The organism is Acidovorax sp. A1169, assembly GCF_030704685.1.
Classification (GTDB): Bacteria; Pseudomonadota; Gammaproteobacteria; order Burkholderiales; family Burkholderiaceae_C; genus Acidovorax.
On sequence record NZ_JAUZDX010000006.1, the window covers coordinates 136,496 to 160,931 of the forward strand.

Genomic DNA, 24,436 nt, shown 5'->3' on the forward strand with positions numbered 1-24,436 from the left:
TCTCTATCGCCTGGGCTTGCTGGTGCGTGGCGCCCTGGGCGCCGGGCGCGCCAGGTCGGCATTGGTCTGCTCCAGCCAGAGCAGCGCATCCATTTGTGCCATGAACCGGCGCAGGTAGTCCGGCGAAAGGGTGCGCATCAGGCCCAGCGAGCGCAGCATGAGCTTGTGCGAGTTGAGGGGGCCGGCGTTCTCGGGCGCCTTGTGCAGCGCCTGCGTGACCTGCTGCTCGGCGGAGATCTTGGACCAGACCTCGCTGAACTGGCGCACACTCTTCATCTCCGATGTGCTGGTGCTTTCGCTGGTGCGCACGTGGTCGGCCTCGGCCTGCGCGCGTGCAGCCAGGTCGCGGTTGAGCAGGGCCAGGGGCGAGTCCGTTGCGCAGGTGGCCAAGGGTGGTGCTGGTGGTGTGGCGGGCGCAGTGCCGGCCCGCGTGGCGTAGTCGGCCACGGCGGCCTGCAGCCGCTGCTGCAGCAGCGCCTGTACGGCGGGCGGCTGCGCCTGCATGCGCCGCGCCAAAGCCTCCAGGTAGTGGAATCGCGCGGGGTCATGGCCGTCGCTGCCATCCGCCTTCAGTGACTCCAGCGTGGGCTGCTCGCTCATGGCGGCTTGGGTTTGGTGGCCCGGGGCACAGGTGCCATCTCCACACGCCGGTTCTGCGCGCGGCCCTTTTCGTCGGCGTTGTCGGCCACGGGCTGTTCAGCGCCGAAGGCGGCGGCGAACACCTGGGAGGAGGGCATGCCCTCTTCGGCCAGTGCGCGCGTCACGGTCAACGCGCGCTGGGCCGAAAGCTCGAGGTTGTCGGCAAAGCGCTGGTTGCCGCCGCTGCGCAGCAGGGTGTTGTCGGTGAAGCCGCTCACCATCAGCATTTCGTCACGCTCGCGCAGGTACACCAGCAGGGGTTGCACCAGGCTTGTCAGCAACTGGCGGCCTTCGGGCCGCAACTCGGCCGAACCCGCCCCGAACAGCACGCTGCCGCTGATGCCGATGCGGCCATTGCTCACGGTCACGCGGCCGCTGGCCAGGGGGATGGCCAGGGCCTTCTCCAGGGCCATGCGGCGCTGCTCTTCCATCTGGCGCTTTTCCACTTCCTGCTTGAGGCTGGCCACCAGATCGATCTGCACCACCAGCACGCCCACCAGGATCAGCACGAAGGCGCCCAGCAGGCCGGCCATCAGGTCGCCGAAGACGGCCCAGACCGGGGCCGTCTGTTCGGTGGCGTCGTCCAGGGTGTCGTCGTAGCCGGTCACGCGGCCACTCCCTGCGCCGATGCAGCTGCGGCCGCCTGGCCATGCAGGCGGCGCAGGTCTTCGACGATGCCCTGTTGCGAGGAGATGCTCAGGTCGATCACCTCGCGCGCCTGGGCCACGTAGTAGGCCAGTTGCTCATCGCTGCGGCCCAGCGACTGGCCGATGGCGCTTTCGATGCCCTGCAGGCCCTTCACCAGCTTGTCGTTGCTGGCGGTGAACAGGCCCACGCCATGGCTGAACGACTCGCCCAGGCTGGCCAGCTCCACGGCGCTGGCGGCGACGTGCACGGCCACCTCGTCGACCTTGCCGGCCTGCGTGCCCAGCGCTTCGCTGAACTGCTGGCCGGCCTGTTCCAGCACCTGCGTGGCCGAGCCCACCATCGATTCGATGGCCGCACGCTGCTGCCCTGCGGCCTCGTTCACGGAATGCAGCAGGGCGGAGAGCTGCTCCATCATGGCCGTGCGCTCTTCCAATGCGATGTTGTCGCGCTCGCCCAGGCGCGTCATCTCCTGGCGCAGCTGGGTGATCACCTCGGCTGCAGCTTGCGGCACGTCGGACGCCGTCTGCAGCAGCCGCGTGAGCGGCGCTTCGAGGGCCGAGCCCAGCGTGGCCAGATGTCCGGCCACGGCGGCCTGCAGGGTGTCCAGGCGGCCGACCGCAGCCTGGCCGCGCGCGGCCTCGTCGTCGCGCAGGGCCGCCAGCTCGGTGCGCCACACGCCGGTGAGTGCGTCCATGCGCTCGCCCTGGGCCTGCTCCCAGCGGGCCTCGGCGTCCACGCGCGCGCGCAGTAGCGCGTCGGACTGCTCCATCAGCCGGGCCGTGCTGCCCAGGGTCTGCTGCACCTGGCCGGACATGCGCTCGGTCAGCTGGGCGGCGGTGTCTTCGAGGGTGCGGTACAGGCCTTGCTGCAGCTCTGCGGCCTGGGCGCCTGCGCGCTGCAGCTCTGCGGTGACCGTGCCGGCCATGCCTTCCATGGAGCGGCTCCAGGCCTCCAGGCGCTGCTGGTCTGCCTGCACCTGGGCCGTGTGCGACTGGGCCACAGTGTCCTGCAGCGATGCCAGCAGTGCGTTGGCGCGCTGTTCGAAGGACTGTGTGGCCGCCTGCAGTGCCCGGTCGAGTTGCGTGGCCGCGCCCTCCAGGGCCTGGCTCACGGCGCGCTGCTGCTCCACTGTCTGGGTGCCTGCGCGTTGCCATTCGGCAGCGAGGGTGCCGGCCATGCCTTCCATGGACCGGTTCCAGCCTTCCAGGCGCTGCTGGTCGGCCTGGACCTGGGCCGTGTGGGATTGGGCGACCGTGTCCTGCAGCGATGCCAGCAGGGCATTGGCGCGCTGCTCGAAGGACTGCGTGGCTGCCTGCAGTGCGCGGTCGAGTTGCGTGGCCGCGCCTTCCAGGGCCTTGCCCATCGTGCGCTGCTGTTCCACCGTCTGGGCGCCTGCGCGCTGCCATTCGGCAGCGAGGGTGCCGGCCATGCCTTCCATGGAGCGGTTCCAGCCCTCCAGTCGCTGCTGGTCGGCCTGCGCCTGGGCGGTGTGCGATTGCGCCACGGTGTCCTGCAGTGCGACAAGCAGGGTGCCGGCCCGTTGGTCAAAGGCCTGGCTGGCCGTCTGCAGGGTCTGGCCCAGTTGCTCGGCGGCGCCGGCCAGTGCCTGGCCCGCTTCGCGTTGCTGTGCCGCGGCCTGGGCGCCTGCGCGCTGCCATTCGGCAGTGAGCGCGCTGGCCGTGCTCTCCATGGATCGGCTCCAGCCTTCCAGCCGCAACTGGTCGGCGGCGGCCTGGGCGGCGTGGGATTGGTCCACGGTTTCCTTGAGCGAACCCAGCAGCGCACCGGTGCGCTGCTCGAAGCCCTGCGTCACGGATTGCAGCGCCCCATCGAGCTGCGCGACCAGATGGCCCTGGGTGTCTTTGTGGCTGTGCAGCGCGTCGGTCCAGGTGGCGGCCACCTGGCGGGCTGTACCCTCCCACTGGGCGGACAGGGCTTGCATCTGCGCATCGGTGGCCTCGCGCAGGCGCTGGTGCGAGCGCTCGGCCTCCTGTGCCAGGGCGGCCATGGCCTGTTCGACCACGGGGCGGATGGTCTCGCCGGCCTGGCGGGCGCTGGTGGTCAGGCTCTCCTGCAGCGACGCGCCCACGGTGCTGGCCAGCGTGGTGTACGCACTGGCCGCCTCGCGGTGAAAGCCCTGCTGCTGGGTGACCAGTTGCTCGTTGAGCTGCCCATGGCGGCGCTCCAGGCCCTCCATCAGGCCCTGCAGGCGCTCGGCAATCAGTGGCATGGCCTGGGCCTGGGCCTGCAAGGCGGCAAACATCGCTTCGCGCCGGTGGGTCGCCGAGAAGGGCCGCAGCACGGTGGCGATGCGGGCATCGAGCAGGCGCAGTGTCTGCAGACGCTCTCGGCGGGCGATGGCGGACATCAGGCCCAGCATGGCCGAGGTGGCGACGCCGGCCACCGAGGTGCCGAACGCCAGGCCCAGGCCCTTGATGGGCGCGGCCAGTGCCGCGCGGATGGCCTCGAGGTTGGACGATGCCTCCAGCGCGAACACGGCGCCATTGAAGGTGACCACCATGCCCAGAAAGGTGCCCAGCATGCCCAGCATGACCAAGAGGCCCACCAGGTAGGGGGTGAGGGCCGGACCGGGCAGGGCCACGCGCTCGCCTTCGATGCGCTGGCGCACGGGCGTGCGCAAGGCGGGGTGCAGGCGCTCCAGCCAGGCACCCAGGTCCGCCTGCGGCTGATGAGCCGGGTCGTCGGCCAGCGCCGCAGCCAGCGAGGTGCTCGCCGAGCGGAACTGCGTCAACTCATAGGCGCCCAGCAGGTACACCCCGGCGATCACCGCTGTCATCGCCAGCGCCAGCGGGCTGGTCCCCACGAAGCCCCAGGCTACCCATCCCACCACCGCCAGGCCGGCTGCAAACACGCCGGCCATCACACTCTTGTTCATTCCTGAATACCCGTTCTTTTGTTCTCGTTGCGGGCTGCTTCCAGCAGCCCCGTGATCGGTTGCAGGCGCACCTGCATTTCTGCCAGCAGCAGGGCCTGCAGGTCCTGCTCGAAGCTGGCCAGCCAGCCGCCCGCCCGGCGCCAGCGCAGCGGGTCATCGGCCTGGCCCGAATCCTGAAGCCGCGCCTGGTGGGCTTTGCGCAGTTGCACGAAGCGCCGCTCCAGGTGGCCGGGCAGCGAGGCCCACAGCCGCTGCTCGCGTGCGCCCAGCATCTGCTCCATCACCCCGTCCAGCGCCGCCAACTGCCTGAGCGTGGCCGAGCCCTTGAGCAGGCCGGCCCGCACCTGGGTGCGCAGTGCCACCAGGCGCATGTCCATCTGCTTTTGCTGTTCCAGGTAGCGTGGCCCGTGGGCCGCGAAATCGGCCTGGGCTTGCGGGTCGGGCTGCTCGACGGGCGTGTTGTCTGCGCGCTCGCGCACGGGCCTGGCCGGTTTGGCGGGTGCCGTGGCCAGGCGCGTGAGGTCCGCCTTGGCTTTCTGAAAGAGCTCCTCCAGTGCCAGGGCATCGAGGGCAAGGTCCTGCGGCACTGGTGCCTGCGCGGCGTGGGTCTCGATGGAGCGCAGCGAGCCGTTGAGCTCGACCGCATCCACCACGCTCAGCCATTGGCCGAGTTGCCCGGCCACATCGCTGCCCACCGACGCGCGCTGCGCCTGCGTCCATTGCGCAAGCAGGACGACGAGGCGTGAACTATCGAGTCGGTGGGGTAGGGGCATCCGGAAAAAACCAATCCACTGCGCCATGTCCTCTGGGAGGGCTGGCATCGGGGGCAGTCCCCGGTGGGCAAAACCGCGTATTTTCGTTCATATGGGCCAGCATCCTGAAAAGCGGGGCCCGGGCGTTGCAGGTGTTACATGCCCTGCTGGCCGAAAAATAGGCGCTGGCGGTGAATTTTTGACAAATAGATGGCAAGGGGATGTCTTTTTCTGCCATTTGTTGTCAAAATTCGCGAAACCATGGATGCGCGCAGAAGGGGTAATATTCCGGCGCCGGGGTGCAGTGGGCCAGTGCTGTATAAGCAATCAGTAATGCAATCCCCCAAATACTCTCCTGCGAATTCCTGCGGCTTTTGCGGTGCGACCAGCTACCGCCGCGTCGTGGCACGTGACACCCTGGGGGTTCTGCGCGCCACCGAGCGCCTGCTGTGCACGGGCTGCACGCGCGAGTTTCCCGATGTGAAGACCTGGCGCCAGGGGCGGCAGGATACGCCTGCGGCCTTTTCTCCTGCAGGGTAGGGGCAGGTCTTCGCGCTGGCGGTTACAGGAACTGGGCCCGTAGTCCGAGCATGATTCGCCGGCCGGCGGCGGGCTCGAAAAAGCGGCCATTGCCGTCGTTCACGATGAGCGAGCCGGCGTAGCGCCGGTCCAGCAGGTTATCCAGGCGCGCCCAGGCCTGCCAGCGCGGGCTCGCGGTGGCTTTGCCGAAGGTGTACCCGGCGCGCAGGCCCACCACCGCAAAGCCGGGTGCGGCTTCGCTGTTCACATCGTTCGCAAATACCTTGCCGGACACATCCAGCGTGGCGCCCAGTTGCCAGGCGGCGCCGGGCGTGTAGTCCAGCGCCAATTGCGCCACGTGGCGCGCGGTGCCGGGCAGGCGGTTGCCGGCGGCCACGCGGGCACCCCCTGCACCGCTGTAGGCATCACCGAAGAACGCATCCAGATAGGTGTAGGCGGCACGCGGCTTCCAGGCGCCGGCCTGCGCGCTCCAGGCCAGCTCCAGCCCACGGCGGCGCACGTTGTCGGCGTTCTGAAAGATGGTGCGGCCGTTCACCGTGGCGGCGGGCACGATCTCGCTGCGGCTGCGCGCCTCGAACCAGGCGGCCTGCACCTGGTGCACTGCTCCCTGCCACTTGGCACCGATCTCCATCTGCCGGCTGCGCGAGGCGCCCAGGCCGAAGTTGGGCCCGGTGTTGTCCCGGCTGTAAGCCATCTCGGCCAGGGTCGGGGTCTCGAAGCCACGGCCCAGGTTGGCATACAGGTTGAGCTGGTCGCTGGCGCTCCACACCACCCCCAGCACCGGGCTGGTCTGGCGCCAGGTGCGGGCACCGCTGTCGTCGGGGTTGGTCGGGGTGATGAAGTGGTCGCTCACGCGCATGTCCACGCGACTGCTGCGCAGGCCGGCCACGGCGCGCCAGGTGGGCGTGATCCATGCGTCCACCTGCGCGAACAGGTCGGTGTTGCCCGCCCGGTCGCGCTCGTTGCGCCGCAGGGCGCCCGGTGTGCCGTTCTGGTTGACCAGGCCCTGGCGCTGCTCTGCGAGCCGGTCGGCATCGATGCCCAGGGTCCAGGTGAGCGGCAGGCCCGAGGGTGTCCTGGCGCTGTGCGTCCAGGCCAGGCCCAGGCCGTGGTAGTTGCGGTCCAGGTCCACCACGCCGCCTGCGCTGTTCTCGGCCGCGCCGCTGAACGAGAGGTACTGGGTGAGTTGGCGCGTGCCGCCATAGGCGCGTGCGCGCACGCTGTCGGCCGCGCCCAGTTGCCGCTCCAGCACCAGGCCCCACTGGTTCTGCGCCACCGACTTGCGGGTGCCGAACGTGCTAGCCACCTCGGGCGCCTGGCGTGGGTTGGCGTTGAACTGCGCGCGCGTCAGGCCCAGCGGGTCCTGCGCACCGGGCTGGTCGTAGAGGTTGATCAGTGCGGTGATCTTCGTGTCCGCATCGGGGCGCGCCACCAGCTTGCCGTTGAGGTGGGTGCGCCGCGCGGCGCTGTGCTCGCGCCAGCCGTCGGTCTCGAAACGCGATACGTCCAGCAAGCCGCCCAGCGTGCGGTCGCCGAAGTCGAACGACACGTCCGCCAGGCGCTGGCCGAACGAGCCTGTCGCGATGGAGGCCTGCGCTGCGCCGCCCTCGCGCGGCTCGCGCGTGGTCACGTGCAGCACGCCGCCAGCCGCATTGCCATAGAGCTGGGCCAGCGGGCCGCGCAGCACGTCCACCTGCGCGGCGGACTGCAGCTGCGCCGTGGCTGCCTGGCCCTGGCCATCGGGCATGGTGGCGGGGATGCCGTCCACCAGAATGCGCACGCCGCGCACGCCGAAGGTGGAGCGGGCGCCGAAGCCGCGCACCGCGATCTGCAGGTCCTGCGCATGGTTCTGCCGGTCCAGCGCCACCACTCCGGCCTGGCCGGCCAGCAGCTCCGACAGGTTGACCAGTGGCGTGGGCGCGGTGAAGCCATCGACCTTCACGCTGGTATGGCTGGCCGCGCTGTCAAAGCGCCGCTGGGCCTGCGCGCTGCCCTGCACTTCGACGGGGGCGAGGGTGCCGCCTTCGCGGGTCTGTGCGGTGGCTGCGCAAGGCGCCAGACTGGCCAGCGCCGCGAATGCCGTGGAGAGTGCCTGTGCGCGGCGGTTGGCAGGAAGGCGGGGGTGGGCGAGGGAAGGGGGCATGGGCGGCTTGGAAGGAGTGGCGCGGCCAGCGTAGCGCAGGATGCCTGCACGGCCTGTCAGCCAATGTCCCTTTGATACGGATTTGCCTTCAACCGTCTAACTTCGTTGGTCCGCCTTGCCGTGCTACAGCACTGTCTGCGGCCTCCCGCCTGGTTATACGATTGCATGCAAATCCATATGACCGCTCCGATCCAGCTATCAGGCCATGCCCGCCAGGAAGTCCGGCTGCTGGAACTTCATCTCCAGGAACTTGCCGTTGGCCAGCAGGGCATGCGCATCGGCCCCTGCGACGTTGGCCACGATCTCGCGCATCTTGCCGTCGAGCAGGGCCAGTTGGTCGGCCAGGATCTGGCGCGCGGTCTTGCCGTCCGTGAGCACATGGGTGGTGCGAAACGCGGGCGGCAGGGCCACGTAGTTGGCCAGTGTCTCGGGCAGGTAGCGCAGCACCGTCTCGCGCACGGTGAACAGGTTGGCGTCGTGGTGGCTGCGCTCGCCGAGCAGCCGCGGCAGCACCTCGGCAATGGAGGTGCGCACGCTGCGCAGGTGGCCGTTCATGTCGGACGTGAGGTGCGGCGCAACGCCTGCAGCCAGGGTGTCCAGCCGGGCCAGCGTCTCTTCGATGGTGAGCGTGTCCTCGATGCGGCGCTCGATCAGGGGCGCCTGGCGGCCGGCCCAGCCCAGCAGCCAGCCTCCCGCATAGAGCCCGGCGGTAATGATCAGCCAGCCCGGGCCGATGACGCCCGCGAACAGCAGCACCGGCCCGAGCAGCGCCAGCGCGCAGCCGGCGATGTTGCCGTTGCTGTACAGGGTGAGCAGCAGCCGCAGCTTGAGCGGGCGGCGGCCCTGCCCGGCCTTGCCGGTGGAGGAAACGGTTGGCATCACTGGTAACCCCGGATCTCCTTGAAGACGAGCGCCAGCGCCGCCTTGCGCCCGTCGAACACCCGTCCGCCCGTGAGCTGGGCCAGGGCCCCCATGTCTGCATTGCTGGCTTCGCCGAACAGGATGGGGAAGACGCGCGTTGCCTGCCCGCTGCCGGCCATGCGGTTGCGGAAGGCGTCGAGGTTCGGGCCATCGGTGTTCACGCCGTCTGTGAGCAGCACGATGCTCACGTAGCGCTCGGGGTCGCTGGCGCGCTCTTTGGCGGCCAGAGCCTGGGCCTGCAGCAGGGCGGCATAGATGCCGGTGCCACCCGAGGCGCTCAACGCATCGGCATAGGCGGTGACCTGGGCCTGGCTGCCCGCCAGCGAGGCGCGCTCGAAGTTGACCCGCACCGGATCGCCCACGGTGTCGGAGAATGACAGCAGCACCACCCGCTCGCGGCTTTGAAAGCGCGCGTAGCGCGCGCTGGCCGTGCTTGCCTGACCCCCGGCCAGCACCTTCAGGGCCTCGCGCATGGCGTCGATGCGTGGGCCCTGCATCGATCCGCTGGTGTCCAGCACGAATATCGAGGTGGCGGGCCGGCGCCATTCGCCCTGGTAGGCCGAGAGCACCGCGTCGATCACTTCCAGCCGGTTGGGAAAGCTCAGCTCCGCCACGGTGTCGCTGGGCAGGCTGGCGGGCAGCATGATGTCGGGCGCCGTGGGGCGCAGGAAGGCATCGGCAGCCAGTTGGCGCTGCAGCGCAGGCGCCTTGAGGGCGGCCACCAGGCGGTCATAGGCCCCGCGCTGCTCAGCGCGCAGCAGCATCAGCGGGTAGTCGGCGGAGATCACGCCGTCCCTGGGGTAGACCAGCGCAAGCCCGTCCGCCGCAGCCAGCTTCTCGTTGGTGCGCAGGATCACGGCCTCGTAGTTGACCATGCCGTCGAGCGCCGCAGGGTCCTTCACGAAAGCTTCGGCCAGCCAGCCCGAGCTGCCGGCCGTGAGCTTCTGGCCCGACAGGAAGGCGGTCAGCACCTGGGTGTTGACCTCGGCGATGTCCAGGTCCTCTGTCTTGCCGGCCACGGCCGAGGCCACGGCGAACAGCGCGCTCATGCCGGTGTTGGAACTCGTCGGGTTGGTCATGGCGTAGCGCAGGCGCCCGGCGCCTGCGGCTTTGGCGATGTCGGCCCAGGTCGGGGCCTGCCTGTCCCAGCCCAGCGCGGCGGCCTTGACCGTCTTGACGCCCAAAGCCACGCGCGAGTAAAAGAGCTTTTCGCGCGCCAGCGGTTTGGCTGCAAGGGCCAGGGCCGGGTAGGCGCCGTTGGGCGGCAGGATGGCGTCGAACTGCTCTCCGGCGTTGATGCGTTCCACGATGTCCAGCGTGCCCGCATAGGAAAGCTGCAGCCGCACGTTGGCATCGGCGGCCGCTTTGAGCAGCGCGGGTTCGATGTCCTTGATTTCCGAACCCGCGAGCACGCTGAAGATGGCCTGCGGGGCCGCCGCCTGAGCGGGCGCCGCCGTGCCATCTTCGCGCTGGCCGCAGCCGGCCAGAGCCAGCATCAGGCCGAGGGCTCCGGCCGCCAGCAGGCGGGCGCGGCGCATGGTCACAGCCGGACCTCGGTGCTGGCGCTGGCCGCCTCGGCCGTGCCGCGTGCACGTTCCAGGTAGGCGCGCGACTTGTCGACTTCGCTGGTCAGCGTGTTCACCGTGGTCTGCATCGAGTCCAGCGCCTTGAGCTTGAAGTCGGCGATCGTGTCCATGGTCTGGTAGATGTTCTGGAAGGCCTGCTGCAGCTTGGCGATGTCGATGGTGCCCGAGGCCGCCTGCTGGTGGATGGCCGCGCTCTGGTCGCGCAGCATCTCGCTGGTGGATGCGATCAGGTTGCCGGTGGTGGTGTTGAGTGCGCTGATCTGGTCGAGCACCAGCTTCTGGTTGGCCAGGGCCTGGGCCACGATCACCGCCGTGCGCAGCGCCGAGATGGTGGTCGTGGTCGCGCGGTCCACGCCCTTCATCAGCTCCAGGTTGTTCTTGCGGATCATGTCCAGTGCCAGGTAGCCCTGGATGTTCACACTCATCTGCGTGAGCAGATCGGTGACCTTCTGGCGCGTGTAGAACAGCATCTCCTCGCGCACCACGCGGGCCTTCTCGGGGTCTGCGGCGTCCAGCGAGTAGGCCTTGGCCTGCAGCTCGGTGTCGAGCTTCTTGCCGATGTGGATGTATTTTTCGAGCCGCTCCATCAGAGACCACAGGTTCTGCTTTTCCTGGTCGATGGCGGCGTTGTCGCGCAACAATTCGTCCTTGCCGCGCTTGAGGGTCTCGATGATGGCGTTCAGGTGAGCCTGCGAGGACTGGTAACGGTCAAAGTAGGCCACCAGCTTGCTGCCCATGGGGATGATGCCGAGCAGCTTGCGCACCGAGAACAGGTCGCCCTGGCGCGAGGGGTCGAGCTCCTCGATCTGCTGGCGCAGGTCGATCAGACCCTGGCCGATCTCCGTGCCCTTGCCGAACAGGCCGTTCTGCATGGACTGCACGGGCCTGTCCAGCATGCGGTTGGACACGTTGGCCGATGCCTCGATGTCCTTGTTGCCCATGGAGTGGATGCGCTCCACGGCCTCCTTGAATTTGGGGTGCTGGCTGTCGCTCTGTGTGATGTCGTCGATGAACTGGCGCACCTGCGTGTCCAGGGCCTGTACGTCCTCGGGCTTCAGGCGCACCCGCCCGCTGGCCGACTCGATGGGCACGGCCGCGACCGGCGCAGGGGGTTCCAGCACGAAGGCTGGCGCCGCCGCAGCCATGGCTGGGGGCGGCAGGGTGTCGGGCAGGGAGGTGTCGGTCATGGGGCAGTCCTTACTTGAATCGGGTTTCGATGGCCTCGATCATTCGCTCCAGCCATTCATGGCTGGGCGGATCGATCACGTCCACGAGCACCTCGGGCACCGCGATGCCGCGCTGGGCCCAGGTTTCGGGCCCCCGTGTGGCGCCACCGGTGCGAAAGCCGTACTCATTGGCCAGGGTACGCAGGGCGGGGTCGTTCTCCAGCGCTTCGCCCACGCGCACGCCGGCGGGCGTGTAGGGAACCAGCACGTGTTTGGAAAACACCGTCGGCCTGGGGTACATGAGCACCATGTCGCTCTTGATCTTGTTCGGGTGCTTGAGCCAGAACTCCACCATCTGCGACTCGTAGGCCATGAGCAGCGGTGCCTTGCCCATGCCCAGCGCCAGGTAGTCCTCGAACGGTCCGGACGAGGACTGTTCCTGGAAACCCTGGCGCAGGAACAGCGGCGCCACCGTGGGCAGCACCCGGTCCACATCGGCCTGGCTCTGCACGATCTGCTGGTTGTTGACCAAGTAGCTGGCCAGCGCCAGGTACATGGCGGCGCTGTTGGAGGTGCGCACATCGGTGGAGCTGATCAGCAGCGACTTGTTGGTCGAGAACGCCTGGCTGCCCTTGAGGTCACGCCAGCGCTTGCCTTTATCTATCAGGTCCATCAGGGCCGGCAGGTCTACCAGGTAATAGATGTCGCCTTGGCGCTCGGCGATGCCGTTGGCCACCAGGATGTCGGCGATGGGGCGCCAACTGGCCAGCACCATGGGGGTGTAGAAGGGCGTGAACACCGCGCTGGCCTTGGCCTGCGCCTTGAGCTGCGCGGCGGCGGGTGCACCGGAGGGAAAGCCGAAGTCGTAGGCCTTGGCGTCGTAGCGTCCGGCAATGGCGCGCGAGCCGGCTTTCTCGATCACCACGGTGATGCCGCGCGCGGCCAGGGCCTGCTGCACGCGCGGGTCGGCAAAGAAGGCCTCCTTCTCCGAGCCGATAAGGCCGCGCGCCTGGACCTGCCGGGCCTGCTCGATGCGTGCAGCCTCCTGGGCATTGCGTTCGCCGGTCACGCTGGTGTTGGAGAACCAGATACCCCCCGCGACACCGGCCAGCAACAGGGCGGCGAGGAGCGGGGCGACGAACTTGCGGATTTCCACCGGTGGATGCCTCTTGGATTGTGTTTTCTGTGACAACCATGCTAGGGACGATTTGTGACAATTTGATTGCAATGATGTGGCAGACGCAGACCCTGAGGCATGCGAGCTGGGCGTGCCAGGGCGCAGGAACCGTGTGAAAACGCAGGGCTTTGCCGCATTGCTGTCACATTGGCCTGCGATGGTGGGCAGGTCCGCCGTGTGACCTGGCAACTTGCAGGTTGCTCCTTCCTGCGACCTCCGTATGCCTTCGCAACCCTTTCCCGCAACCTCCCATTCCCTGGCGTTCGACGACAAGCGCGGCCTAGCGGGCGCACTGCTGTGGATGCTGGTCGCCGAGGCCTCGCAGGCCTATGCGTTTGGCAGCCTGGACATGAGCCTCATCTGGCCGGCCGACGGTATCGCCATCGGGCTGGTGCTGGCCTACGGGCTGCGCATGCTGTGGTACCTGGGGGCAGCTGTGGCCTTGTGGCATGCACTGCATGGCATCCCCGTGCTTCAATCGCTGATCGGCGTGCTGGCCCTGGTGGCCGCTGTGTCGCTGGTGTGGTGGCTGGTGCAGCGTGACCGGCGCAGCGAGGCAGAGCGCAACCCGGTCGCTACGGCCATCCGCTTCCATGCCTTCACCGTGCTGCCGGGGGCGGCGGTCCTCACGGCGTTGGGCAGCTGGCAGTTTTTGCTCACGCCGGGCGAGCAGCAGGGCGGTGTCCTGCGCGTGGCGGGGGTCATGGGCATGTCCGAAGTGTTTGGCATTTTGCTGTTCTGCCGGTTGACCGAGCTGGCCGCCCATGCCCTCGATGGAGGCTGGAGGGCGGGCCCGCTGCGCTGGGCACGCTGGCAGACCTTCTGGGTGGCTGGGTTGGTGGCGGTGATGGCGGTGGCACACTGGGGCCCTTCCCTGGCGGGTATGGGCGTGGGCCCATCGGCGCGCTACATCGTCTTTCTGCTGGTGGCCTGGGCAGCCTACCGTGGCAGCCCCTTGTTCGTGCACCTGACCACGGCGCTCTCGGCGCTGACCCTGCTGGCGTTTGCGCCGCCTTTGGTGGCCGGCCAAAGCCCTTACCTGGTCGTGTTGGACCAGGCCGTGCTCATGGTCTGCCTGGCAGCGCTCAGCTTCTTTGCCTCGGCGACGATGGAGCATCGCCGGCAGATGGAGCGCAGCCTGCACGAGGCCGCCAGCAACGATGGCCTGACGGGCTTTCTCAACGAGCGCGGTCTGCTCAAGACCCTCCAGGCGGCGGGGCCGGTCCATCTGGTGGGCATCAGCCTGCACAACCTGGAGCATGTGGTGGGACTGATCGGCCTGGGCCGCACGCGTGAGATCGAGCAGGACGTGTCGATCTACCTGCGCAACCAATGGGGTCGCAGCTGCTTTTACGCGCGGCCACGCGATGGCTTCTTCGTGGTGGCGGTGCCTTTGGCAGGGGGCGATGTGAACGCGCGGCTGTTGCAGCTGCGTGCCGCCCTCGACGGGCGCCGCTATGTCTTTGCCGAGCACAGCGTGCGCATCCAGGCCGCGCTCGGGCTGCTGCCGCTGGACGAGGGGCAGGCCCTGGGCGACGACATCCTGGCGGCACTGATGCTGCTGTGCGAGGTGGACGGCGACCCTGCATTGAGCGACCGCCATGCGCAGGGCGGTGACCTGGCACCCGGCCACCTGATGCGCATCCGCCGAGGGCAGCTCTCGCAGGTCGAGGCGCTCAAGGACGCGCTGCGTCTGCCGGCCGGCAGCCCCGAGGCCAGTGGCCTGTGGCTGGCCTGCCAGCCCATCCGCTCGGCGCACGGCGACCACGATGGCGACCTGGGGGTAGAGGTGCTGCTGCGCTGGGCGTCGGGCAACGGATCGAACCACCTGCCTGGGGAGTTCCTGCCGCTGGCCGAACGCTATGGGCGCATGCCCCAGGTGGACCGGTGGGTCATCACGCAGGTGTTCGCGGCCCTCGTGGCCCATGGCATCACCCACAGGGACCTTGGCAAGGTGGCCATCAACCTGTCGGGCTCGTCGGTGTCGGACCCGCGGCTGCTGGCCCACATCGACCAGTGCCTGGCCGCCAGCGGGCTCGACCCCGCGATGTTCTGCTTCGAGGTCACGGAGACCGCCGGCATCGTGCAGCGCAGCCGCGCGGTGGACCTGCTGGCCAGCCTGCGCGCCATGGGGGCGCGCACCTCGCTCGATGATTTCGGCACGGGCCTCGCCACTTTCGACTACCTCAAGTCGCTGCCGCTCGATTTCGTGAAGATCGACGGCAGCTTCGTGCGCGACGTGCTCTCCTCGCGGGTCGACCAGCGCATCGTGCTGGCCATCTGCGACGTGGCCCGGACCATGGGGCTCACGACCATTGCCGAGTTTGTCGAGACTCCAGCCCAGCGCTCGCTGCTGGCGGCCTACGGCGTGGACTATGTGCAGGGCTTCGGCATTGCCAGGCCCGTGCCGCTGACACACTACCTGCAGCAACTGGTGCGCCGCGATCCGCGCTCTGCCACGCAGGCGGCGCCGACCCATGCCATGGCCGGCCGATGGCAGGCAGGGCATGGCCGCCTGGTGCCGGGCATGGCGCCAAGTGAATGACATGGTGCAAGGGCCGGAGCCTTTTGTCACGCAATCGCAATATGCGACTTGTAAGCTCTGGTGTCATTCCCTGCCGCATGGGCCATCCCCTTCATGTCCGAACTCCCCGCCTATCTGCACGACTGCCGCCCGCGTTTTCGCCAGCCCAGCGCTGGAGACATGTGCACCGAGGTGCCCTTCATGGCGGTGGAAGAGACCAATGAGAAGGTCATGGAGATCTTCAGCGAACACAAGGACCTGATCAGCCTGCCGGTCGTGGAGGGCGGTCGCCCCATCGGCCTGATCAACCGCGACATCTTCATGTCCGAGATGAGCAAGCCCTACCGCTGGGAAATCTACGGGCGCAAGAACTGCATCGCCTTCATGGACAAGGCGCCGCTGATCGTCGATGCCGAGATGGGCATCGAGGAGCTGACCTTCAAGACCGTTGAGTATGGCGAGAAGGCGCTGTCGGACGGCTTCATCGTCGCCCGCGAAGGCGCTTTCGTCGGCGTGGGCCACGGCCTGCAACTGATGCGCGTGGTGGCCGAACTGCAGGCCGCGCGCAACCGCCAGGTGATGCACAGCATCGAGTACGCCAGCGTGATCCAGCGCTCCATGCTGCGTGCATCGCGCGATGCCCTGGTGCAGGCACAGGCCGATGCCGACCTGGTGTGGGAGCCGCGCGACGTGGTGGGAGGCGACTTTTACCAGTTCACCGCCATGCCCGACGGCTGGTTCGCCATGGTGGCCGACTGCACCGGCCACGGCGTGCCGGGCGCCTTCATGACGCTGATCGCATCGAGCACCCTGGGCAAGGCCATTGAGCAGTACGGACCGCGCGACCCGGCGCAACTGCTCTCCAGCGTCAACCGCAGCATCAAGCAGATGCTCGGCCAGATGGATGGCCAGGACGACACCCCGGGATCTGACGACGGCATGGACGCCGCCTGCTTCTGGTACCAGCCAGCCACGCGCGAGCTGCGTTTTGCCGGCGCGAACCTTTCGCTCTTCGTGCTGGCGCCCGGTGCGCAAGCGGTGCAGGTGGTGGCCGGCGAGCGCAAGGGCGTGGGCTACGTGGACAGTGACTTCGACCACACCTGGACCAACCAGACGGTGGCCCTGGCGCCTGGCAGCCTGGTGTTCGTGACCACCGATGGCCTCATCGACCAGGTGGGTGGCCCCAAGGCCATCACCTTCGGCAAGCGCCGCATCCAGGAGGTGATCGTGGACCAGCGCGAGCAAACCCCCGCGCAACTGAACGCCGCCATGCAGCAGGCGCTGCAGGATTGGCAAGGCAGCCACCAGCGCCGCGATGACCTGACCTTCTTCTGTTTTCGGGCCCAGGTTCACACCCCCGGCCCCACACCCTGAAATCCCGGATGGACAACCTCTACATACCCCCCACACCCAGCTCGCCGGAAGTGGACTTCAAGTTCGACGAGAACACGCTCAGCCTGCGCGGCGAGTCGTACCCGGAGAATGCCGCCGCGTTCTATGGCGACATCCTGCGCCAGCTGCAGGCCTACCTGGGCGCCCGCAGCGGCCAGAAGATCCAGGTCAGCATTGCCCTGGCCTACTTCAACAGCTCCAGCACCAAGATGCTGTTCAATCTGGTCGGCCTGCTCAGCGATGCGGCGGAGGCGGGCAACGAGGTGGTGCTCAACTGGTTCCACGACGAAGAGGACGACACGATCTTCGAGTTTGGCCAGGAGCTCAAGGACGACTTCACGGCCATCCAGTTTGTCAACCACGCTGTGAAATCGGCGTGACGGGTTTCGATGTCCGACGCACCTGACCTGTTCGACGCCGAAAGCCGTGCCTTGCTCGCGGCCCGCCTGGCCTTCGATGATGCGGCCAGCCCCCCGGGGATGCACCGCCATGCCCTGGGCGAACTCCTGACCTCCTACGAGCGCCTGCTGCGCGAAACGCGCCGCATGGTGCGGCGCAGTGATCGGGCCGAGCTGGAGATGAACCAGCTCAACCAGCGTCTGCAGGACCTCACCGGCCAGCTGGAGTACCGCGCCACGCACGACCCGCTCACCGGCGTGCTCAACCGTGCGGCCATCATCGAGCGCTCCAACCGCTACCTCGCCAGCGACAGCCTGGCGCTGATCGTGCTCGATATCGACCACTTTAAGCGCGTCAACGATTCTTTCGGCCATCCGGTGGGCGACACGGTGATCTGCGGGGTGGTGGACTGCCTCAAGGGTGTGGCACCCTCCATCGCCCAGATCGGGCGCGTGGGCGGGGAGGAGTTCACGGCGCTGCTGCCCGGTCTCTCGCTGGAGTCTGCGGCCCACGCCGCCGAAGGCATGCGCCGGGCGATTGCGTCCCATGATTTCCAGCTGCCGGACGGCAGCCGCGTGACCGCCAGCTTTGGCGTGAGCTGGCAAGAGCGCGGCAGCAGCTTCGACGCGGCCTATGGCAGCGCCGACGAGGCCCTGTACCAGGCCAAGCGGGCCGGGCGCAACCAGGTGGCCCGCGCTGCCATGGCCGTGGCCTGAGGCATTGCACTGCGCGTGGTGCATTGTCGCCACACCGGCCCGCCATGGGTGCATTTGTCTTTGAAATACTGTATATTTTTACAGTATCTAGAAGGAGCCACCCATGGACACCATCGAAACCACCTACAGCGTCGCCCTGCGCGACTACCCTGAACTGCCTGCCAAAGAGCGCACAGCTGCCGAGGCCCGCTACCTGCGTGTGCTGGAGCGCAAGCTGGGCGGCCCCGACGTGGTGGCCGACGCGCTGCGTGCCGTGATGCAACTGGAAGAGTCCGATGGCAACGATGTCAGCGCCGAGGACCTGGCCATGGCCGGCCAGTGGACGAAGGCGGCCAATGCCGCCCGCGAGGCCGGCTACCAGGGCCTGGGCGAGGTCGATGGCGCGTACTTCGAAGTGCGCCTGGCCTGATGCCGGGCGCAGAGATCGCTGGCATGACGCTCGATCAATGGGCCATTGCAGTGCTCGGCGCCGTGGCCGTGTGGCTGTCCCAGTCCGCCCATGAACCGGTGCGGCGCTGTGCCTGCCTGGCCGGGTTGATGGCGCAGCCGTTTGCCTTCTACACCGCATGGCAGTTGCAGCACGCGGGGGTGCTGGTGCTGGCGCTGGTCTTCACCCTGGCGTGGCTGCGGGGCCTGTGGGTGCATTGGCTCGCGCCGCGCCGCCAGGCAGGGGTGGGCACTATCCAGATGGTGCCGGGGCGCAAAGCCTGAAGCCCGACTCTCTTGCGCCGGCCCATGGCCGCCTGTGCGATGGTCTTAATTTTCTTGACCGCAGCCTCCCCACCTGCCACGTTCGGTGATCTACCGGAGATTGCCTATGTTCACAGAGAAGATGCCTTCCAACAGCCAGACTGCCTTGCGCAGGGCGCGCGACTGCCATGAAATCCGGCAGGCGTATACCGCGTTTCTTGCCTCGCTCAAACAGGCCAGTGGCCTGCCGGATGTGGGCTTCTTCGTGGCCGATGTGGGGCAGGACGTGGTGATCACCACGCCCTCGGGTGAGTCGTCGCCTTACCTGCTGATCTGCAGCGATGGCGCCGAGGCGGTGTGGGGCCGGGTCTTGTTTCTCACGCTCAATCCTCTTACCGGAACCCGGTTGCCCATCTTTGCCGTGCGCCTTCGCCCCGACGCGGTGGTGCTCAACGACGAAGGTACTCGGGAGTGGGAAGCCAGTTTCAAGGAGGGTGATCCTTTCAACCAGATCGAGATCAAGCAGTTGGTCTATGAGCTGATGTACGGCCAGATCGCATTCAACAGCAAAGGGCTGATTCCCGAGGACGCCTGAGAAGGGGAAGGGCCGCGGCGCTGCCGTCAGGCGCCTTGCTGCAGCTGCGCCCGGTACTGACCGGGCGGCATGCCGAACCAGCGCTTGCAGGCGCGGAACATGTTGCTCTGGTCGGCAAAACCCAGCAGGTCGGCCACTTCGGTCAGGTTGCGGCGGGGGTCGGCCAGGTACTGGCGTGCGAGTTCGCAGCGCGTGTCGTCCAGCAGTTGCTGGTAGGTGGCCGATTCGGCCTGCAGCCGGCGCTGCAGGGTGCGGTCGGTCATGTTCAGGCGCGCGGCGATGTCGTCGCGGCGCGGCTCGCCCTTGTGCAGGATGCGTGCCACCTCGGCGCGCACGCGCGTGCTCGCCAGCGAGTGGCCCAGGTGGTCGAGCTCGGTCTCCACCAGCCGCTCGTGCATGGCCCACAGGCTGGGGTTGTGCGTGGGGATGTCGGCCAGCATGTCGGCTTCGGCCAGCAGGATGCGGCTGGCCGGCTGCGCGAAGCGGGGCAGCAGGCCGAAGGCTTTTTCGTAGTGTGCCTCGCTACCAGGGGCCGGCTGTGGCGTGGTCAGTTCCACGGCGATGGGCTTGAGCTCGCGGCGCGTGAGCCAGCCGCACAGCGTGAACAGGGTGAGCAGCGCGTATTCGACCCGCTGGCGCGGCACCGGGCGCGTACCGCCGATGTGCGCGATGGAGAACCAGTAGCCGCGTGCTTCGCGCTCCAGCTCGAAGGCGGTGCAGTCGGAGATCACCGCCATGTGGCGCGTGAGGTGCTGAAACCCCACCAGCAGGTTCGGTCCCGATGCGAGCGCGTAGCCCACCACGTCCACGTTGCCGTAGCGCGCGGTGAGCTGGGGGCACAGCCCCAGGTCCAGCTTGCCAGAGCGCGCCACGGCCAGCTCCCACAGCTGGCTGATCCGGTCCACATCCACGCGTGCATGGGGCTGCTGCAGGGCCGCCAGGTCGATGCCGGCCTCGCTGCACAGCTCGGCCACGGGCAGGCCTTCGGCAGCCATCATGTCGGTGGTGCCGCGCACCCAGGCGGCGGAACTTGTGCGGGGAGTCATCGGGTTGCGATCGAGGTCACGGTGGGCTCAGGGTTTACGCGAGGTGGGAGCTGAAGTCAGTGTTTTGGCAAGGTTGCGATAGTAGCGAAAGGCCTGCTCCTTTCCACAATCGGCGTCGAGGTTGTGCCCTGGCGTCACGTTACTGTACACAGAGGCCCGACCCGTTTTGAGAAAACCCCAAAGGAGACAAGACATGGTCGATTCGCGCTGGCGTGTGCAATGCCTGGGAGCAGTCCTTTCCGTGCTGGCGGTGGCCGGCTGTGGCGGTGGTTCGGGCACCGCGCCCGAGGTGCGCGAGACCGCGTACGGCACGGTGCGCGGCGCCGATGCCAGCGCCACCACGGGCACCTATTCGTGGAAGGGCATCCCCTTTGCCCGGCCCCCCGTGGGCGAGCTGCGCTGGCAGCCCCCCGTAGCGCCTGTGGCCTGGAGCGGCGAGCGCGATGCCACGCGCTTTGGCAATGCCTGCCTGCAGATGGGGCGCCTGTACGGCCCTGGTGCCAACAACCGCTTTGACGACAGCATCGGCCAAACCCTGGGCACGCCCGTGGGCAACGAGGACTGCCTGACGCTGAACATCTGGCGCCCTGCGAGCACGCAGGACAACCTGCCCGTGCTGCTGTTCCTGCACGGCGGCAGCGCCATCTCGGGCTACACGGCCGACCCGGTCTATGATGGGGCGGCGCTGGCCCGCTCGGCCAACGCCGTGGTGGTCACGGCCAACTACCGGCTCGACGTGCTGGGCTTCTTCCAGATGCCGCAGCTGCATACCGGGACGCAGGCCTATACCGGCAACTACGCGCTGCTCGACAACGTGCAGGCCCTGACCTTCATCCAGCGCAACATCGGCAACTTTGGCGGCAATGCGGGCAACGTCACGCTGATGGGGCAGTCGGCCGGTGCCGGTAACGTGCTGGCGCTGCTCACCTCGCCCCAGGCGGCGGGCCTGTTCCACAAGGCCCTGCCGATCAGCGGTGGCACCTCGCTGGCGAGCCAGTTGCCTGCAGGCTCCATCCCCACGCTCAACCCTGCCTCCAAATACGCGGGCCAGTCGGCGGCGCTCCTGGCGGCCCTGGCGCTGGCCGATGGCCTGGCGCCCAATGCTGCGGCCGCTGCGGCGCTGGTGGCTGGCTGGACACCGGCACAGACCGCCAGCTACCTGCGCGGCAAGGACGGCCGCGTGGTGCTGCAGACGGTGCTGAAAAGCGGGCTCACGGGCTCGGGCCCGATTCCCGACGGCGTGGTGCTGCCGGCAGACCCGATCGCAGAGATGGCGGCCGGCCGCTACCACAAGGTGCCAGTGCTTTCGGGTTACACGGCCGACGAGGCCAAGTTGTTCGCGCCCTTCCTGGCGTTGCTGGGCGGCAAGCCGGGCATGAAGATCAGCGATGCCGAGCGCTTCGCGATGACGCAGGCCTTCAACCCCGATGCGCCCACCACGCTGACGGTGGCGGACATCATCGATGCCTCCTACCTGCCGGTCACGGCGCCGGCCACGGGCTACAACGCACGCATGAAGCTGCTGGGCAGCGTATTCATCGACCCTAGCCGAGACAGCCTGCTCAATACCCTGCGCACGCAGCAGACCAACGTCTGGAGCTACCAGTTCAACTGGGCGCAGCAGCCCGCGCCCTGGAACGACGTGTACGGCGCAGCCCACGGCTTTGATCTGCCCTTCGTGTTCGGCAACTTCGGGCCCTCGCTGCTGGCCAAGGCGGCCAACAGCACGGCCAACCAGCCGGGCCGGCTGGCGCTCTCGGGCGTGATGATGGACAGCGTGCGTGCCTTCGTGCACACCGGCAATCCCAACCATGCGGGCCTGGGCCAGGATTGGCAGCCGTGGCCGCGCAAGTTCATCTTCGACGCCGACCAGAAGGCCACGCGCCTGAGCCTCCAGTAAGCCAGGATCCTGATGCCCCTTTTAATGTCCTTTCAGGCGGCTGCGGTGGCGGCGAGGTATGCGCCCAGCGCGTCGTCGTCCACGATGGCCACCTTGCCGAAATCCAGCGACACGATGCCCATGCCTTCGAGCGAGCGCAGCACGCGGTTGACCGTCTGGCGCGACAGGCCCACGAGCTGGCCCAGCTCGTCCTGCGTCAGATTCAGCCGGCGCGTGCTGGGCCAGAACAGGCGGCTCAGGTACAGCGCCACGCGGTGCTCGGTGGTCTGCGTGCGCCCGGCCTCGATGATGCTCATCGCCTGCCCGAGCCGCATGTTCAGGTGCAGCACCAGGAACTGGTTGAAGGCCAGGCTGCTCTCGCGCAGCGCGGCAAAGACCGGCAGCGGCAGGCACATGAGGCGGGTAGGGCGCAGGGCCACCACGTGGTACCTGCGCGGCTCGGGCTTCATGGCCGAGCCTTCGCCGAACCATTCGCCATCGGGCACGCCGATGAAGGCCGAGGAGCGGCCGCGGCTGGCCGGGCTCTGCAGCATCACCAGGCCCGAGAGCACGGCATGCCAGCCCTGCACGGCGCTGCCGGCGGGCATCATCACCTCGCCCTTGTCGCCGCTTTCCTCGAACACCTCGGCGCGCACGCGCTCCTGCATGGTGGCCGGCAGCCCGGCGAACCAGGGCTGGGCGGTGATGAAGCGCTGGACGTGCGGGGCGAGGCAGAGCATGCGGCCGATTCTCGCAGCGCAGGGCGGCATGCAGGGTAATCCCTTGGCCTTTGTCGGGCGGGCGACAGGTGTTGGCGCCAAGCGGCCCACGCCGCACACTGCGCAGCCAGGAAACCCGCCTGGCACGCAGCCGAAAGGGGCGCTTCGGAGACCCCGCAGCAGGCCAGCGCGCGTTACGATGATTGCCCACTTCACCACAACATTCAAGGAGCACACATGCTGGGTCTGATGCAGAGCCAACCCCTGTTGATCTCGTCGCTGATCGAGTTTGCCGAGCGCCACCATGGCGACGCCGAAATCGTCTCGCGGCGCGTGGAGGGCGACATCCACCGCTATACCTACAAGGACCTGGGCCAGCGCGCGCGCCGCCTGGCCAATGCGCTCGACGGGTTGGGCCTGCAGTTCAGCGACCGCGTGGCCACGCTGGCCTGGAACGGCTACCGCCACTTGGAGATGTACTTCGGCGTCTCCGGCTCGGGCCGCGTGCTGCACACCATCAACCCGCGCCTGCACCCCGAGCAGATCGCCTGGATCGCCAACCATGCCGAAGACCAGGTGCTGTGCTTCGACATGACCTTCCTGCCCCTGGTGCAGGCCGTGCATGCCAAGTGCCCGACCATCAAGAAGTGGGTGGCGCTGTGCGACGCCGACAAGCTGCCTGCGGATTCCGGCATCCCCGGCCTCACGAGCTACGAGGCCTGGATCGGTGCCCACTCGCCCGACTCCGCCTGGCCCGAGTTCGATGAAAACTCCGCATCGAGCATGTGCTACACCAGCGGCACCACGGGCAATCCCAAGGCCGCGCTCTACAGCCACCGCTCCACCACATTGCACGCCTATGCGGCAGCACTGCCCGACGTGATGTGCCTGTCGGCCCGCGACTCGGTGCTGCCCGTGGTGCCCATGTTCCACGTCAATGCCTGGGGCATCCCGTACTCGGCCGCGCTCACGGGCTGCAAGCTGGTGTTCCCTGGACCGGCCATGGACGGCAAGTCGATCTACGAACTCATCGAGTCCGAGAAGGTCACCTACGCCGCCGGTGTGCCCACGGTGTGGCAGATGATGCTCGGCCACATGAAACCTGCGGGCCTGAAGTTCTCCACCCTCAAGCGCACCGTCATCGGCGGCTCGGCCTGCCCGCCCGCGATGATCCACGCCTTCAAGGAAGACTTCGGCGTGGAAGTGCTGCACGCCTGGGGCATGACCGAGATGAGCCCGCTTGGCACGCTGTGCACCTTGAAGAACAAGCACCTGGCGCTGCCCAAGGAAGAGCAGATGAAGGTCCTGCTCAAGCAGGGCCGCGCGATCTATGGCGTGGACATGAAGATCGTCGGTGCCGACGGTGAAGAGCTGCCCTGGGACGGCAAGACCTACGGCGACCTGCTGGTCAAGGGCCCGTGGATCGTGGACAGCTACTTCAAGGGCGAGGGCGGCCACCCGCTGGTCAAGGACGCGCAGGGCCGCGGCTGGTTCCCGACCGGCGACGTGGCCACCATCGATGCCGACGGCTTCATGCAGATCACCGACCGCAGCAAGGACGTGATCAAGTCCGGCGGCGAGTGGATCAGCTCCATCGACATCGAGAACATCGCCATGGCCCACCCGGCCATCGCCATGGCCGCGTGCGTGGGCATGCCGCACCCCAAGTGGGATGAGCGCCCCATCGTGGCCGTGGTCAAACGCCCGGGCACCGAGGTCACGCGGGCGGAACTGCTGGCCTTCTTCGAGGGCAAGACGGCCAAGTGGCAGATCCCCGATGACGTGGTGTTCGTGGAGGCCATTCCTATCGGTGCCACGGGCAAGATGCTCAAGACAAAGTTGCGTGAGCAACTCAAGGATTACAGGCTTCCGGGCCTGTGATCCGGGGCTGCGCTGGACAGGTCTTCGCGAAGGTCGCGAGGGCTGTTGTCAGCGCTGCCCCAGGCTGGTGCGGCGCTCGGGGGAGTGCCCGCCAGTCACGTGGGCGACGCCGGTAGGGGCAATCCCT

General features: G+C 67.9%; 21 protein-coding genes. 10 read left to right on the plus strand and 11 right to left on the minus strand.

What is annotated here, in order from left to right; genetic code table 11:
* Positions 1-3 precede the first annotated feature (3 nt).
* Genes QYL93_RS12490 through QYL93_RS12505 form a run of 4 tightly spaced genes read right to left on the minus strand, consistent with a single transcriptional unit; the run spans position 4 to position 5,004 of the window.
* Positions 4-600 (minus strand): DUF2894 domain-containing protein, encoded by a 597-nt coding sequence (locus tag QYL93_RS12490; protein WP_305743928.1) that lies wholly within the window; start codon positions 598-600, stop codon positions 4-6.
* Positions 597-1,247, minus strand: a complete 651-nt coding sequence (locus QYL93_RS12495; protein WP_057205925.1) for an OmpA family protein — start codon at positions 1,245-1,247, stop codon at positions 597-599. Before QYL93_RS12495 ends, QYL93_RS12490 begins: the two co-directional genes overlap by 4 nt.
* Positions 1,244-4,183: a DUF802 domain-containing protein gene (locus QYL93_RS12500; RefSeq protein ID WP_305743929.1), complete on the minus strand. Its 2,940-nt coding sequence runs from the start codon at positions 4,181-4,183 to the stop codon at positions 1,244-1,246. The genes QYL93_RS12495 and QYL93_RS12500 overlap by 4 nt, the downstream gene beginning before the upstream one ends.
* A complete protein-coding gene (locus QYL93_RS12505) occupies positions 4,180-5,004 on the minus strand; it encodes a DUF3348 family protein (RefSeq protein WP_305743930.1) in 825 nt (274 codons plus the stop codon). The genes QYL93_RS12500 and QYL93_RS12505 overlap by 4 nt, the downstream gene beginning before the upstream one ends.
* Before the next feature lie 264 nt (positions 5,005-5,268).
* On the opposite strand from QYL93_RS12505, the gene QYL93_RS12510 reads away from it, so the two are divergent.
* Positions 5,269-5,475 carry a hypothetical protein gene (locus QYL93_RS12510; RefSeq protein ID WP_179681168.1) on the plus strand — a complete coding sequence of 69 codons (207 nt, stop codon included), beginning with the start codon at positions 5,269-5,271 and terminating at the stop codon, positions 5,473-5,475.
* Positions 5,476-5,497: 22 nt separating this feature from the next.
* Here QYL93_RS12510 and QYL93_RS12515 read toward each other — a convergent pair whose 3' ends face one another.
* The 5 genes from QYL93_RS12515 to QYL93_RS12535 all read right to left on the minus strand — a co-directional run bounded on the left by QYL93_RS12515 (position 5,498) and on the right by QYL93_RS12535 (position 12,447).
* Complete coding sequence (locus tag QYL93_RS12515) at positions 5,498-7,618, minus strand: TonB-dependent receptor (RefSeq protein ID WP_305743931.1); 2,121 nt, start codon at positions 7,616-7,618, stop codon at positions 5,498-5,500.
* Between the two features lie 198 nt (positions 7,619-7,816).
* On the minus strand, positions 7,817-8,497 hold the full coding sequence (locus QYL93_RS12520) for a hypothetical protein (protein ID WP_057269512.1): 681 nt from the start codon (positions 8,495-8,497) through the stop codon (positions 7,817-7,819).
* Complete coding sequence (locus tag QYL93_RS12525) at positions 8,497-10,077, minus strand: substrate-binding domain-containing protein (protein WP_305744061.1); 1,581 nt, start codon at positions 10,075-10,077, stop codon at positions 8,497-8,499. The genes QYL93_RS12520 and QYL93_RS12525 overlap by 1 nt, the downstream gene beginning before the upstream one ends.
* A gap of 2 nt (positions 10,078-10,079) precedes the next feature.
* Positions 10,080-11,312: a toxic anion resistance protein gene (locus QYL93_RS12530; protein ID WP_305743932.1), complete on the minus strand. Its 1,233-nt coding sequence runs from the start codon at positions 11,310-11,312 to the stop codon at positions 10,080-10,082.
* 10 nt (positions 11,313-11,322) lie between these two features.
* Complete coding sequence (locus tag QYL93_RS12535; protein ID WP_305743933.1) at positions 11,323-12,447, minus strand: hypothetical protein; 1,125 nt, start codon at positions 12,445-12,447, stop codon at positions 11,323-11,325.
* Positions 12,448-12,688: 241 nt separating this feature from the next.
* Here QYL93_RS12535 and QYL93_RS12540 point away from each other — a divergent pair, with 241 nt between their 5' ends.
* From QYL93_RS12540 to QYL93_RS12570, 7 genes are all read left to right on the plus strand, one after another.
* Complete coding sequence (locus QYL93_RS12540) at positions 12,689-15,013, plus strand: EAL domain-containing protein (RefSeq protein WP_305743934.1); 2,325 nt, start codon at positions 12,689-12,691, stop codon at positions 15,011-15,013.
* Positions 15,014-15,106: 93 nt separating this feature from the next.
* The gene (locus tag QYL93_RS12545) at positions 15,107-16,366 is read left to right on the plus strand and encodes a SpoIIE family protein phosphatase (RefSeq protein WP_305743935.1); all 1,260 of its coding nucleotides are present in this window, start codon (positions 15,107-15,109) and stop codon (positions 16,364-16,366) included.
* Between the two features lie 8 nt (positions 16,367-16,374).
* On the plus strand, positions 16,375-16,764 hold the full coding sequence (locus tag QYL93_RS12550) for a DUF1987 domain-containing protein (protein WP_305743936.1): 390 nt from the start codon (positions 16,375-16,377) through the stop codon (positions 16,762-16,764).
* A gap of 9 nt (positions 16,765-16,773) precedes the next feature.
* Positions 16,774-17,499 carry a GGDEF domain-containing protein gene (locus QYL93_RS12555; protein WP_305743937.1) on the plus strand — a complete coding sequence of 242 codons (726 nt, stop codon included), beginning with the start codon at positions 16,774-16,776 and terminating at the stop codon, positions 17,497-17,499.
* Between the two features lie 103 nt (positions 17,500-17,602).
* The gene (locus tag QYL93_RS12560; protein ID WP_057205941.1) at positions 17,603-17,908 is read left to right on the plus strand and encodes a hypothetical protein; all 306 of its coding nucleotides are present in this window, start codon (positions 17,603-17,605) and stop codon (positions 17,906-17,908) included.
* A gap of 23 nt (positions 17,909-17,931) precedes the next feature.
* A complete protein-coding gene (locus tag QYL93_RS12565) occupies positions 17,932-18,210 on the plus strand; it encodes a hypothetical protein (RefSeq protein ID WP_305743938.1) in 279 nt (92 codons plus the stop codon).
* A gap of 106 nt (positions 18,211-18,316) precedes the next feature.
* Entirely contained in the window at positions 18,317-18,784 is a 468-nt protein-coding gene (locus QYL93_RS12570) for a hypothetical protein (RefSeq protein WP_057205943.1), read from the plus strand.
* Positions 18,785-18,810: 26 nt separating this feature from the next.
* On the opposite strand, the gene QYL93_RS12575 is transcribed toward QYL93_RS12570, so the two are convergent.
* Complete coding sequence (locus QYL93_RS12575; RefSeq protein ID WP_305743939.1) at positions 18,811-19,830, minus strand: AraC family transcriptional regulator; 1,020 nt, start codon at positions 19,828-19,830, stop codon at positions 18,811-18,813.
* Between the two features lie 193 nt (positions 19,831-20,023).
* Between QYL93_RS12575 and QYL93_RS12580 the strand changes: the two genes are divergently transcribed.
* On the plus strand, positions 20,024-21,730 hold the full coding sequence (locus QYL93_RS12580; protein WP_305743940.1) for a carboxylesterase/lipase family protein: 1,707 nt from the start codon (positions 20,024-20,026) through the stop codon (positions 21,728-21,730).
* 32 nt (positions 21,731-21,762) lie between these two features.
* Here the strand turns inward: QYL93_RS12580 and QYL93_RS12585 are convergent, their stop codons facing one another.
* Positions 21,763-22,449 carry a Crp/Fnr family transcriptional regulator gene (locus QYL93_RS12585; protein WP_305743941.1) on the minus strand — a complete coding sequence of 229 codons (687 nt, stop codon included), beginning with the start codon at positions 22,447-22,449 and terminating at the stop codon, positions 21,763-21,765.
* A 216-nt stretch (positions 22,450-22,665) separates the two neighbouring features.
* Here QYL93_RS12585 and QYL93_RS12590 point away from each other — a divergent pair, with 216 nt between their 5' ends.
* Positions 22,666-24,309 (plus strand): 3-(methylthio)propionyl-CoA ligase, encoded by a 1,644-nt coding sequence (locus QYL93_RS12590; protein ID WP_305743942.1) that lies wholly within the window; start codon positions 22,666-22,668, stop codon positions 24,307-24,309.
* The last annotated feature ends 127 nt before the right edge of the window (positions 24,310-24,436 follow it).